This window comes from Asanoa ferruginea, assembly GCF_003387075.1.
Lineage (GTDB): Bacteria > Actinomycetota > Actinomycetes > Mycobacteriales > Micromonosporaceae > Asanoa > Asanoa ferruginea.
Map to the genome: position 1 here is coordinate 4,759,178 of NZ_QUMQ01000001.1, position 13,205 is coordinate 4,772,382.

General features: G+C 72.2%; 7 protein-coding genes. 1 reads left to right on the plus strand and 6 read right to left on the minus strand.

Annotation, left to right across the window (positions count from 1 at the left end):
• Nucleotides 1-52: 52 nt before the first annotated feature.
• From DFJ67_RS22420 to DFJ67_RS22435, 4 genes are read right to left on the minus strand one after another with little or no spacing between them, the layout of a single operon-like run.
• Nucleotides 53-2,053, minus strand: a complete 2,001-nt coding sequence (locus DFJ67_RS22420; protein ID WP_116069786.1) for a hypothetical protein — start codon at nt 2,051-2,053, stop codon at nt 53-55.
• A complete protein-coding gene (locus tag DFJ67_RS22425) occupies nt 2,050-3,840 on the minus strand; it encodes an HSP90 family protein (protein WP_116069787.1) in 1,791 nt (596 codons plus the stop codon). Before DFJ67_RS22425 ends, DFJ67_RS22420 begins: the two co-directional genes overlap by 4 nt.
• A 51-nt stretch (nt 3,841-3,891) precedes the next feature.
• On the minus strand, nt 3,892-7,818 hold the full coding sequence (gene hrpA, locus DFJ67_RS22430) for an ATP-dependent RNA helicase HrpA (protein ID WP_116069788.1): 3,927 nt from the start codon (nt 7,816-7,818) through the stop codon (nt 3,892-3,894).
• 32 nt (nt 7,819-7,850) lie between these two features.
• A complete protein-coding gene (locus DFJ67_RS22435) occupies nt 7,851-8,900 on the minus strand; it encodes a winged helix DNA-binding domain-containing protein (protein ID WP_170215933.1) in 1,050 nt (349 codons plus the stop codon).
• Between the two features lie 208 nt (nt 8,901-9,108).
• Between DFJ67_RS22435 and DFJ67_RS22440 the strand changes: the two genes are divergently transcribed.
• Nucleotides 9,109-11,394, plus strand: a complete 2,286-nt coding sequence (locus tag DFJ67_RS22440; RefSeq protein ID WP_239097626.1) for a HelD family protein — start codon at nt 9,109-9,111, stop codon at nt 11,392-11,394.
• On the opposite strand, the gene DFJ67_RS22445 is transcribed toward DFJ67_RS22440, so the two are convergent.
• Both DFJ67_RS22445 and DFJ67_RS22450 read right to left on the minus strand, forming a co-directional pair.
• Nucleotides 11,366-12,517: a sensor histidine kinase gene (locus tag DFJ67_RS22445; protein ID WP_116069791.1), complete on the minus strand. Its 1,152-nt coding sequence runs from the start codon at nt 12,515-12,517 to the stop codon at nt 11,366-11,368. The two genes, DFJ67_RS22440 and DFJ67_RS22445, sit on opposite strands and share 29 nt — an antisense overlap.
• Nucleotides 12,514-13,164: a response regulator transcription factor gene (locus DFJ67_RS22450; protein ID WP_116069792.1), complete on the minus strand. Its 651-nt coding sequence runs from the start codon at nt 13,162-13,164 to the stop codon at nt 12,514-12,516. Before DFJ67_RS22450 ends, DFJ67_RS22445 begins: the two co-directional genes overlap by 4 nt.
• Nucleotides 13,165-13,205 lie beyond the last annotated feature (41 nt).

Below are 13,205 nucleotides of genomic sequence, written 5' to 3' on the forward strand. Positions count from 1 at the left end.
TCTTGCCACGATCCTGACGCCAAGGACCCGATTCTTGACGGCGGCGGACCGCTCAGTCTTCGTCGTAGGCCAGGTCGTCTTCGTCGATGCCGTAGTCGGCCATGAACTCGGTCGCGTCGGCGTCGCGGCCCTGTGCCTTCAGCGACCGGGCCGCAAGCGCACCGGCATACCACTGGTCAGGGTCCTCGGCGAGGATCGCCCGGGCCTGCTGCTCGGCCTCGACCAGCCGGCCGGCGGTGAAGAGCAGCCGCGCCCACGACAGCGACGCCGCGAGGCGTTCCCTGGCCAGGTCGGCCGCGGCCAACCGGTCGAGGGCCCGCTGGGTGCGCAGCAGCGCGGCGTCGAGGTCACCGGCGTGGGCGGCGGCCCGGCCAACGAGCAGGTCGGCGCGGGCGAGTTCGGCGACCGGCAGGTCGGCGTCGCCGGCGGCGAGGGACTCGAGACGGTCGAGTGCGGCAGATAGTCGTTCGTCGGGATCGGGCAGCGCGGCGGCCGCCCTGCGTAGGGTCCGGAACTCGTCGGCAGCGCGCCCGGCGGCCCGGTGCCGCTCGGCCGCCGCGAAGAGCCGGTTCGCCGCGTCGGCGCCGGGTGCCAGGTCGGCGGCCTCTTCGAGCAGCACCTCGTAGCCCGGCAGGTCGTCGGGGATGTCGCCGGCCGCGCCGATGGCGTCGAGGATCGCCAGCGCCTCGCGGCGGTTTTCCCACGAGCGCCGGTAGAGCTCCCACAGCAGGTAGCGGGCGCGGACCGCGTCGGTGGGTAGGCCCGCCCGGTCGAGGCTGCGGACCGCCTCCTCGGCCGCCTCGACCGCGTCGTCGTGGCGGTCGGCGTTGCGCAGCGCGTAGGCGACCTGGAGCCGGGCGCGGGCGGCGCCGGCGTGGTCACCGGCGCCGGTCAGGGCGGCGACCCGCTCCACCAGCTCGCGCGACGCGGGGTCGGTTGTCCGTCCAGCCAGGACGGTCAGCGGCACGTGGTCGAGCAGCGGTGTGGCCGTCAAGCGGGCGGCGATCCGCTGGCTCTGGTGTGCGTTGCCGTTGCGGGCGTCGAACCGGGCCGCGAGCGCGGTCGCGCGGCCGGCCAGCTCGTCGCGCACCTCGGCGACGGTGGACTCCCAGCGGCGGGTGCCGTCGTCGCTGCGGCGCGGGATGACGCGGTCGCCCTGGCCGGCCGCGGCCAGCCGGCCGAGCACCTGCGCGGCGGCGGTGGCGAACTCCATCTCCGCGAACGGCGACGACGGCGCGTCGAGCCAGCTCAGGTGCCGCTCGATGATGGCCAGGCCGGCCGCCTCGTTGCCGCTGCGGCCACAGAAGGCGACGTGCAGCGCGACGTTGTCGAGGTGGCGGTCGTCGCGGATGCGCCGGTAGCCGCGCCGGTGTGCGTCGACCGCCTCGTCGACCTTTCCAGTGGCCAGGTAGGGCAGCAGCAGTTCGGCGAGCATCCAATGTGGCTGCTCGGTGCAGCCACCGTGGCGGTAGGGCGTGCCGATCCGGATCGCCTCGTCGTGGCGGCCCAGCGAGGCCAGGTGCCGGACCTGGCCCGACGGCACGCAGGCGTGGCAGTCGGACAGCGAGTCGCGGGGTGCGGTCAGCATGTCGTCGTAGTGGCGCTGGGCGCCCTCGGCGTCGCCGACGTGGTGGGCGACCAGCCAGCGGTGCTGGTGCACGGCATGCAGGCTGTGGCCGCGCAACCGGTAGCGGCGCTCCATGTCGTCGAGCACGGCCATCGTGCGGTCGAGCGGGATCTCGGGAAACTGGGGGAGCGCCCAGACGATCCACTTGAACCGCCACAACAGGCCGTGCTCGTCGCCGGCGACGTCGATCTCGCCGCGGTCGGCCGTTGCCAGGCACCAGGAGAACGCCAGAAAGGCCCGGGTCGGGTCGCCGCCGTGGTGGAACTCGCTGATCGCCGACATCCGCGCCGCGTAAGCGAACTCCGTGGCGCCGGCCGCGTCCGCGTGCCGGAAGAGGGCGTCATACGCCGCGAAGCGGGCCGGGCCGGAGGGCAGCCGGTGCAGGTCGCGCAGCTGCTGGTTGAGCTGCTCGAGGGACATCGTCATCGCGCTTCTCCCATGGCCCGCCCGAGCAGGCCGAGGAACGACTGGTTGAGCGCCGCGGTGTCGGCCGGGCGCAGTGGCTGGTGGCCGAGGAGCAGGGCCTGCACGTAGAGGCCTTCGACGGCGAGGGTCACCAGCTCCTCGTCGCCCACCGAGCAGGTCTGCCGGACGAGCGGGTTGCGATGGTTGAACACCAGCTGGGGGAGGTCCTGGCGGCCGGCGGTGAAGCTGCCGAGGATCGCGGCCCAGGTGTCGTCGGCCTCGTCGCGGCCCCGGCGCAGGTCGACGTGCAGGGCCGTGTCGCTGTCGAGCAGGTAGAGCGCCGGCAGGCTGGCCGGCTCGAACGCGCGGACCAGCACCTCGACGCCGAGCGGCTCCAGCGCGCGCCGGGCCACCCGCAGGAAGGGCGCCACGGCCTGCTCGCCGGCCGGGTCGAGCGGTTCGAGCTGCATGGCCAGCGCACCGGCGGTCAACACCTCGGTGTCGATCGTGGCGTCGATGTCGGGCAGCCGGCGCAACAGCTCGGCGTCGTAGACGTAGCCCGCGTTGACCAGGGCGATGGACTGGGCCGCGGCCACCGGTGCGAGCTGCCGGAACTCGTCGACCGACGGGATGAAGCGGACGACGCCGTAGCGGTCGTGGAAGTCGGCCAGCGTCATCGGGCCGACGTTGGTCTCGAAGCGCCACCACTGGTAGAGCAGACGCAGCATCTCGTCGTCGTGCAACGCGAGCGCCTTCACGCCGAGGTGGTGCACCGACAGGAAGGTGGCCAGCCGGCGCGGGTCGGTGCGGCCCAGCGCGGTCAACCAGCCGCGCAGGGCTGCGCCCAGCGACTCGCGGACCTCGTCGAGCACGTCGTCTTCGTAGAGAGCCTCGCGGCTCGCCGTCGGCCGCAGCTCGGTCGTGTCGACCACGCACCGGACGAAGAACGCCCACTCGGGCAGCAGCCCCTCGATCGACTCGGAGAGCAGCATCTGCTTGAGGTAGACCCGGTGCGCGACCCGGGACGCGGGGTTGGCCGCGACCGGCAGCACGAACGCGACGCCGCGCAGCCCCGCCGCGGGAACGTCGAGGTCGATCACGTCGAACGGAGGGAAGCCGAACACCTCTTCGGCGTAGCGGTCGAGCCGGGCCCGGCGTGCGGTGGCCGACTCACCTGCATCCCGGTGCCACGGCGCGAGACCGGTGGTCACCGGCTGGCCGTCGACCCGCACGGCGATCGGCAACATCGAGCCGAACAGCCGGGCCAGCTCGGCGACCGTCTCGCCGCGCAACCAGTGTTCGGCGTCGCGGCGCGGCACCAGCGTCACGGTGGTGCCGGGGACCGGGCGGGCACGGTCGACCGGGGCGATGGCCACCTCGTAGCGGCCGTCGGCGTAGCCGGTCCACTCGACCGTCGGCGCGTCACCGCAGCGGGTGGAGACCCGGATCTCGTCGGCGACCAGGAAGCACGACAGCAGGCCGATGCCGAACTGGCCGAGGAACTCGTGGCGGGCGAAGCCGAGGTCGTCGCGTTTGGAGCTGCGGCCGATGGTGGCCAGCAGGTCGTGCACCTGCTGCTCGGTCAGCCCGATGCCGGTGTCGTGCACGCGCAGCGTGCCGTCGCCGGTCACGGCCGGCGACTCGACCAGGACCTGGCCGGGCGCACCGGGATCGGCGACCCGGCGGGCTGTGATCGCGTCGACCGCGTTCTGGAGCAGCTCGCGGACGTAGACCCGCGGGCTCGCGTAGAGATGGTGACTGAGCAGGTCGACGATGCCACGCAGGTCGACGTTGAAGGAGTACCCCACCGAACCTCCCCGTGCGATGGTGAAGCCAGCGCACGATACCCCGGGAGTGGCTCAGACCGCCTCGGCGGCGTCCATCGCTTTGTAGATGCGCTGTTCGGAGACGGGGTAGGGGGTGCCGAGGGCCTGGGCGAAGATGTTCACCCGGAGTTCCTCGATCATCCAGCGGATCTCGACCACCGCCTCGGCGCGCCGGCGGCTGGGCGGAAGCGCGGCCTGCATGGTGTCGTATTCCTTCTGCACCTGGGCGATCCGGGCCTGGCCGGCACGGTCGCGGGCCGGGTCCTGGCCCAGCCGGTCGAGCCGGCGCTCGACCGCGGCGAGGTAGCGGGGCAAATCGCCGAGGTGGGTCCAACCGGTGGCGGTGATGAAACCGGGATAGATCAGAGCGGAAAGCTGTCCGCGTACGTCGGTCAGCGCGGCCAAGGCGTCCAATGAGGACATCCGGGCGATCCGCAGCTCGGCGGCGTGCTGTGCGGCCAGGGCCCGTTCCACCCGGGCGACCACCGCGACCACCGTGTCGACCAGGTCGGCGCGCACCTGGTCGCGCAGCGCGGCGAACGCGTCGGGGTCCCAGGCCGGGCCGCCGGCCTGGGCGACCAGCCGGTCGACGGCGGCGCCGGCGGCGTCGCGCAGCAACTCGGGCACGCTGCGGTGCGGGTTGCGGCTCAGCGCCAGCTTCTCCTGGTTGGTCAGCCGGCCCTGGAGGAACGTCGCGGGGTTGGGCAGGGTGAGCAGCAGCAGCCGCCGGGTGCCGGCGATCATCGCCGCGGCCTGCTCGCCCGCGGTGTCGAAGACCTCGACGCCGACGGTCTTTCCCTCGTCGACCAGCGCCGGGTAGGCGGTGACCCGGAAACCGGCCCGGTCCTGCTCCAGGGTGCGGGGCAGCGGCCCGAAGTCCCACGAGGTCAGGCCGGAGCGGGCGATGCCGGGCGCGGCCGCCGTGACCGTCGCGCGCACCTCGGCCTTGAGCTGGGCCTGCAACGCGGCCAGGTCTTTGCCGCGGGCCACCTCGCGGTCGCCGTCGACGACCCGGTAGGTCAGCTTGAGGTGGTCGGGCACCCGCGAGAGATCCCAGGCGTCGTGCGGCACCGTCACGCCGGTCATCCGCCGCAACTCGCGGGTGACCGCCTCGATCAGGGACACCCCGGTGGTCGGCGTGATGCCGGCCAGGGCGGCGCGGGCGAAGTCGGGCGCCGGCACGAAGTTGGTGCGGATCGCTTTCGGCAGCGAGCGGATCAGCGCCACGACGAGATCCGACCGCAGGCCGGGCACCTGCCAGTCGAAGTCTTCCGGCCGCACCTGGCCGAGCATCGGCAGCGGCACGTCGACGGTGACACCATCCGATGTGGACCCCGGCGCGAACTCGTAGGTCAGTGGCAGCGCCGCGGATTCCGAGCGCCACACGTCGGGATAGGACGCTGGGTCGACGTCGCCGCGGCCGGCGTTGACCAGGAACTCGCGGGTGAAGGTGAGCAGAGTCGGGTTTTCCCGGCGGGCTTTCTTCCACCACGAGTCGAAATGCCGCCCCGAAACCACGTCGGCGGGGATGCGCTGGTCGTAGAAGGCGTAGAGGCTCTCGTCGTCGACCAGGATGTCGCGCCGGCGGACCCGGTCTTCCAGCGACGCGACCTCCTCCAGCAGCCGCGCGTTGTCGCGAGCGAAGTGGTGCGGGGTGGTCCAGTCGCCCTCGACCAGGGCATGTCGGATGAACAGCTCGCGGGACAGCACCGGGTCGACCCTGGCGTAGGTGACCCGCCGGCCGACGACGATCGGCACGCCGAACAGGGTGACCCGCTCGACGGCCATGACGGCCGCCTGTTTCTTCTCCCAGTGCGGCTCGCTGTAGCTGCGCTTGACCAGGTGGCCGGCGAGCGGCTCGACCCACTCGGGCTCGATCCGGGCGTTGACCCGCGCCCACAACCGCGACGTCTCCACGAGCTCGGCCGACATGAGGAATCGGGGCGGCTTTCGCGCCAGGGTGGAGCCCGGGAAGATGGCGAACTTGGCGCCGCGCGCGCCGAGGTATTCGCGCTTCTCGCCCTCACGCAGGCCGATCTGGGAGAGCAGCCCGGCCAGCAGCGACTGGTGCAGCCGCGCCGGGTCGGGCGACGACGACGGCACCAGGCCCAGCGACTTGGTCACCTGGCGGAGCTGGGCGTGGATGTCCTGCCACTCGCGGGCCCGCAGGTAGTTGAGATATTCGGCCCGGCAGAGCCGGCGGAACGCGCTCGACGACAGCTCCTTCTGCCGGTCGCGCAGGTGCCGCCACAGGTTGAGGTAGGTGACGAAGTCGGAGTCGGGGTCGGCGAACCGGGCGTGCAACTGGTCGGCGTGGGCGCGGTGCTCGACCGGCCGCTCGCGCGGGTCCTGGATGGACAGTGCGGCGGCGACCACCATCACCTCGTCGAGGCAGCCGTTGCGGTCGGCTTCGAGCACCATCCGGCCCAGCCGCGGGTCGACCGGGAGCTGCGCCAGCCGGCGGCCGCTCTCGGTGAGCCGCTTGGCGTCGTCGAGCGCGCCCAACTCCTGCAACAGCGCCACGCCGTCGGTGATGTTGCGCCGGTCGGGCGGGTCGATGAAGGGGAAGTTGGCGATGTCGCCGAGGCCGATCGCGGTCATCTGCAAAATGACCGAAGCCAGGTTGGTACGCAGGATCTCCGGCTCGGTGTATTCCGGCCGCGACAGGAAGTCCTGCTCGTCGTAGAGGCGGATGCAGATGCCGGGCGAGGTGCGGCCGCTGCGGCCCTTGCGCTGGTTGGCCGACGCCTGGGAGACCCGCTCGATCGGCAGCCGCTGCACCTTGAGCCGGTGGCTGTAGCGGGAGATGCGGGCCGTGCCCGGGTCTACGACGTATTTGATGCCTGGCACCGTCAGCGAGGTCTCCGCGACGTTGGTGGCCAACACCACCCGGCGCCCGGTGTGTGACTGGAACACCCGGTGCTGCTCGGCCGTCGAGAGCCGGGCGTAGAGCGGCAGGATCTCCAGGTGGGGGATGTTGAGCCGGCCCAGCGCGTCAGCGGTGTCGCGGATCTCCCGCTCGCCACTGAGGAACACCAGCACGTCGCCGGGCCCTTCAGCGGCCAACTCGGTGACCGCGTCGCCGATGGCCTGGATCGGGTCGCGAACGACAGAATCGGCAACGTCGTCGTCGTCCTCAATAGCTTCCTCGAGCACCAGCGGCCGGTAGCGCAGCTCGACCGGGTAGGTGCGCCCCGACACCTCGACGATCGGCGCCGGCGAGCCGTCGCGTTGCCGGAAGTGCTCCGCGAACCGCGACGTCTCGATCGTCGCCGAAGTGATGATCACCTTGAGGTCGGGCCGGCGGGGCAGGAGTGACGCCAGATAACCCAGGATGAAGTCGATGTTGAGGCTGCGCTCGTGTGCCTCGTCGATCACCAGGGTGTCGTAGCGCAACAGGTCGCGGTCGGTCTGCAACTCGGCCAGCAGGATGCCGTCGGTCATCAACTTGACCAGCGTGTCGTCGCCGCCGCGGTCGGTGAACCGCACCTTGTAGCCGACGGTGCTGCCCAGCGGCGTGCCCAGCTCCTCGGCGATCCGGTCGGCGACCGTGCGGGCGGCCAGCCGGCGTGGCTGGGTGTGGCCGATCTGGCCCCGGATGCCGCGGCCGAGCTCCAGGCAGATCTTCGGGATCTGGGTCGTCTTGCCGGACCCGGTCTCGCCGGCGACGATCACCACCTGGTGATCGCGGATGGCGGCCGCGATGTCGTCGCGCCGCTCGCTGACCGGCAACTCGGCCGGGTAGCGGATCGTGGGCAGGGCCGCCCGGCGGGCCGCGACCCGGCTTTCGGCCGCTACGATCTCGGTTTCGATCGCGGCCTGGGCGGCCGCTTTCTTGCCGGCTTCACGGATCTTGCGGGTGCCCTCCAGCCGCCGACCCAGGCGGTGGGCGTCGCGCAGGGTCAGCGCGGCCAGGCGGGTGGGCAACGACGGGTCGGCTGCTGCTGAGGGCGCGTTCATCTCGCGCCCAAGGATAGGCGGGGAGGGGTCGGTCAGCTCGTGGTTATCCGTACGACGTGATCTTTAGCGGTTGGCTCGGTGAATCGCACCAGCGCCTCACCCTCGGCCTCCACCGCCGCGGTCGCCGCTTTGGTCGGTTTTTCGAACGCGGTGACCGTGAGCGTCGCCACCCCGCGCTTGGTCTCGGCCGACCAGACACCGGCCACCAGCCCATCGACCAGGAACGTCGGCAGCCAACGCAGGTTGCGCTTGAGGTAGACGCGGTCCTTGTAGGCGTCGGGCAGGATCCGGGCCCGCCGGTTGGCGGCGAACGCCAGCAGCGCGTTGTCGAACGCGGGCAGGAAGCGCGGCGGCGCCTCGGTCTCGTCGGCCGGCCGGGGCGCGTCGGCCACGTCGTAGAGCACCCGGCGGCCGTTTTCCTCGCGGAGCGTCGCCAGGTCGAGCCGTTCGAGGGCGGCCTTGACCGGCCCGGCCGGCGAACCGAGCCAGTAGGCGATGTCGTCGGCACCGGCCGGCCCGAACGCGCCGAGGTGCCGGATGATCGCCGTCTCCCAGGCCTTTTCGCTGGTCAGGCTGCGTGGGGTGGGCGGGCCGGAGCGGTAGGCGGCGGGCGTTTTGGCACCCCACGCGCCGTCGGCGGGCGCCTTGACGAACGCCGGCTGGGCCCGGAACGGCCGCCATTTGTATTCCCGCTGTGCCTCGACCGCCTTGGCCGGCAGGGCGTCGGGGTGATCATCAACCCATTTCTCGGCGTACGCCGTCAGCTCGTCGCCTGTTCTGATCTTCTTCGCGAAGGCCACCGTGTCGGTGAGCAGGTCGCGGGCGCGCTCCGGCTCGTCGACGCCGCGCAGCAGCCAGCCGCCGACCCCGGTCTCCGCCGCGATCCGCGCCCAGACGGGGTGCTCGGCCGCGCTGACCAGGTGCAACGTGCGACGCATGAGGATGCCGGTGACCAGGTCACCCTGGTCGAGAACGGCCCAGAGATCGGCGGGGGAGAAGCCGTCGAGCCGGCTCCACAGCCCGATCGGCGGCGATGACCACTGCTGCGCCTGGAGCGCGCCGATCTGTTCGATAGCCGACACCAGGGATTTGCCACTGTGCTTGCCGCCACCAGGACCGGTATGACGGTTGAGCAGGCCCTGGCGGGCCAGCAGAGCACGGTTCAGTCCGGTCGCCGTCGCGGTATCTTGGGGAGTTCGCATGGTTGCCGGTTCGCTTCCGGAAGGAACGTTGTTGTCTGAGCGCGTTGATCCTAGTCGCGTCCTCGATCCCACAGACTCGCCTGCCGAGATGGAAGCCGAACAGAAATACGTGTCCGGCCTCTATGACCGGCTCGACGAGATGCGGGAGCTGGCCGAGTCGCGCCGCTCCGGCGCGCTCGCCGCGACCGGGGGCACCCCGCAGGCGCGGTCGCAGCGCGAGTCGTCGGTCGCGATGTATTCCGAGCAGCTCGCCCAGCTCTCGGCGGTGGAGAGCGGGCTCTGTTTCGGCCGCCTCGACCCCGAGACCGGTGCGCCGCTCTACATCGGCCGGATCGGCATCTTCGATGAGGCCGGCGACTACGAGCCGATGCTGCTCGACTGGCGCGCGCCCGCGTCCCGCCCGTTCTATCTGGCGACCGCCGCCGACCCGCTGGGCATCAGGCGCCGCCGGCACATCCGCTCCAAGGGGCGCACGGTCATCGCGCTAGACGACGAGGTGCTCGACCTGTCGGCGGCCGGTTCCGCGGCCCGCGAGGGGCTGGCCGGCGAGGCGGCGTTGCTGGCCGCGGTCGGCGCCAACCGCACCGGCCGGATGCGCGACATCGTCGAGACCATCCAGGCCGAGCAGGACCGGATCATCCGCGCCGACCTCAACGGCGTGCTGGTGGTGCAGGGCGGTCCGGGCACCGGCAAGACCGCGGTTGCCCTGCACCGCGCGGCCTACCTGCTCTACACCCACCGGCGCGAGCTGTCGACGCGGGCCGTGCTGGTGCTCGGCCCCAACCCGACGTTCCTGCGCTACATCTCCCACGTGCTGCCGTCGCTGGCCGAGACCGGCGTGCTGCTGTGGACGCTCGGCGACCTCTTCCCGGGCGTGACCGCGCGCGGCGAGGAGCCCGAGTCGGTCGCCGCGATCAAGGGCCGCGCGACGATGGTCGACGTGCTCACGTCGGCGATCGCCGACCGGCAGGAACTGCCATCCGAACCCATCACGGTGTACGTCGAGCGCGAGCCGCTGACCATCGACCGCGACCTGGTCGCCGTCGCTCGCGAGCGGGCCCGCCGCTCCGGCAAGGCGCACAACGAGGCCCGCGAGGTCTTCGAGCTGGCGTTGGTCGAGGGGCTCGTCCAGCAGGCCGCGGCGATCATCGGCACCGACCCCTTCGCCGACGACCCGCTGGGTGGCGACGACGCTCCCGGCGACCCGTTGCTGATGGGTGCCGCCGACCTGGCCGACATCCGCACCGAGCTGGCCGGCGACCCGGGCATCCGGGCGGCTCTCGACCAGCTCTGGCCGCCGTTGACGCCGCAGCGGCTGCTGCGCGACCTCTACGCGTCGGCCGACCGGCTGGCCGCCGCCCGGGTCGGCCGCGACGGCACCGAGTTGCTCACGCTGGCCGAGGCGGCCGCGCTGGCCCGCCCGACCGGCACGCCCTGGACGCCCGCCGACGCACCGCTGCTCGACGAGGCCGCCGAGCAGCTGGGCGAGCTGCCCGAGGCCGAGGTCGCGGCGCGCACCGAGGCCGACAAGGTGCGGCGTTCGGAGCTCGCCTACGCCGAGGGCGCGCTGGAGATCGCCCGCGGTTCGGCGTCGATCGACGTGGAAGACGAAGACGACCCGGAGCTGCTCCTGGTGACCGACCTGCTCGACGCGTCGCGGCTGGCCGACCGCCAGGAAGACGCGCTTCGGCTGAGCGCTGCCGAGCGGGCCGCTCTCGACCGCAAGTGGGCGTTCGGCCACGTGATCGTCGACGAGGCACAGGAGCTGTCGCCGATGGCCTGGCGGGTGCTGATGCGCCGGTCGCCCAACCGGTCGATGACCGTCGTCGGCGACATCGCCCAGACCGGCGACCCGGCCGGCGCGGCGTCGTGGTCGGAGGTGTTCGCGCCCTACGTCTCCGAGCGCTGGAAGCTGGCCGAGCTGACCGTCAACTACCGCACGCCGGCCGAGGTGATGTCGCTGGCCGGCGAGGTGCTGGCCCGGATCGACCCCGCGGCCACCCCGCCGCGTTCGGTCCGCTCCACCGGTGAGCAGCCGATCCAGGCGTCGCTCGACCAGCTCGGCCCGGTGCTGGCGACCGAGGCCGCGGTGCTCGGCGAGGGCCGGCTGGCGGTGATCGGCCCGGCGGGTGGCGTCGCCCGGCTGGCCGCCGACGTGCGGGCTGCGCTGCCGGAGCTGGCGGTCGCGGTCGGCGACGAGCCCGACCTGGAGAGCCCGGTCGCGGTGCTGTCCGCGCGCCAGGCCAAGGGCCTCGAGTTCGACACCGTGGTGGTCACCGACCCCGACGGCATCGAGGCGGAGTCGGCGCGCGGTCTCAACGACCTCTATGTGGCGTTGACCCGGGCTACCCAGCGATTGATCGTGTTGCGCTGATCGGCATCGTCACCGTCACGGCCAGCCCGCCCACGTCTATCGGGGTGGCCGTGACGGTGCCGCCGTGCGCGCGCACGATCGACCGGACGATGGCCAGTCCCAGGCCGGTCGAGCCGCGGTCGTTCGCGAGCTTGTGAAAAGGCTCGAACAACTGTTGTACGTCGGCCGCGGCGATCGGGTTGCCGCTGTTGCGAACCGTGACAACGGCTTGTCCCCCTTGTTGGTTGCTGGCTACTTCGACCCAGCCGCCGGTTCTGTTGTGGCGCACGGCGTTGTCGACCAGGTTGCTGAGCAGGCGGTCGAGCAGTGCCGGGTCGCCGTGGACCGGCGCGGGGCGCAGGTCGGTGGTGACTGTCAGCCCAGCCTTTTCGAGCTCCGTGTCGGCGTCGCTCACCGCGGCGCCGGCCGCGACAGCCAGGTCGTAGGTCTCTTTGGTGAGGGCGCCGCTGTCGCTGCGGGCCAGCGCCAACAGCGCGTCCAAGGTGCGGCCGGCCCGGTCGGTCGCCGTGAGGGCGCGGCGGGCCATCGCCTCCCACTGCTCGGGTGTGCTCTGCCGCTTGGCCAGTTGCACCTCGGCGCCGGTGCGGACGATCGCCAGCGGGGTACGCAGTTCGTGGGCGGCGTCGGCGACGAACCGGCGCTGGCTGGCGAAGGACGCCTCCAGCCGGGTCACCATCTCGTCGAAGGTGTCGGCCAGTTCCTTGATCTCGTCGTGCGGGCCGGTCAGCGCGATCCGCTCGTGCAACCGGTCCTGCGAGATCCGCCTGGTCGTCGCGGTAAACGTGCGCAGCGGTCGCAGCAGCCGGCCGGCGACGATCCAGCAGACGCCCAGGCCCAGCACGGCGATGCCGGCCAGCGCGAGCGCCGAGGTGCCCGCGGTGTCGACCAGCGTGCTCCGGCGCAGCCGGTCGGTCTCGATGCTCACCCGCCCGTAGGCCGCGCATTTGGTGTCGGCCACCGGGTCTTCGTTGGCCCGGTCGCAGGTCGCGGCGATCTCGGCCGGCGGCGGGTCGTTGACGTTGGCGTAGAGGCTCCGGTAGAGCAGCGCGTAGTTGAGCGCGAGGAGGACGGCGCAGGTGCCGACCAGCACGACGGCGTAGACGAGGGTCAGCCGGATCCTCATAGCCGGTATCCCGCGCCGACGAGGGTTTCGATCAGGGGTGGCTCGCCGAGCTTGCGGCGCAGTCGGGCGACGGTGACGCGTACGGTCGCGGTGAACGGATCGGCGTGTTCGTCCCACGCCCGTTCCAGCAGGTCTTCGGCGCTGACCACGGCGCCGTCGGCGGTGAGCAGGATCTCCAGGACGGCAAGCTCCTTTGTGGTCAGTGGAATCAGCCGGCCGTCGCGGGTGACCACCCGGCGCGCGGTGTCGAAGGTCAGGCCGGCCCGCCGCAACACCCGCGGCGCGTTGTTGGCCCGGCGGGCCAGGGCCCGGATCCGCAGCACCAACTCGTCGAAGACGAACGGCTTGGCCAGGTAGTCGTCGGCGCCGAGCAGCAGCCCGGCGACCCGGTCGGCGGCCTCGCCGGCCGCGGTCAGCATCAGGATCCGCGCGTCGTTGCCGGCCGCGGCCAGCGCCGTGCACACCTGGTCGCCGTGCACCAGCGGGAGGTCGCGGTCGAGCACGATCACGTCGTAGCGGTTGGCCTGGCCCTTGTGCAGCCCGTCGACGCCGTCGGCGGCGAGGTCGACGGCGATGCCCCGGTCGCGCAGCCCGTCGGCGACCTGCTCGGCCAGCAGGGGCTCGTCTTCGATCAGCAGCACCCGCACCCTCGCAGTGTGCGGGATCGGGGATAACACCGGCGTTACAG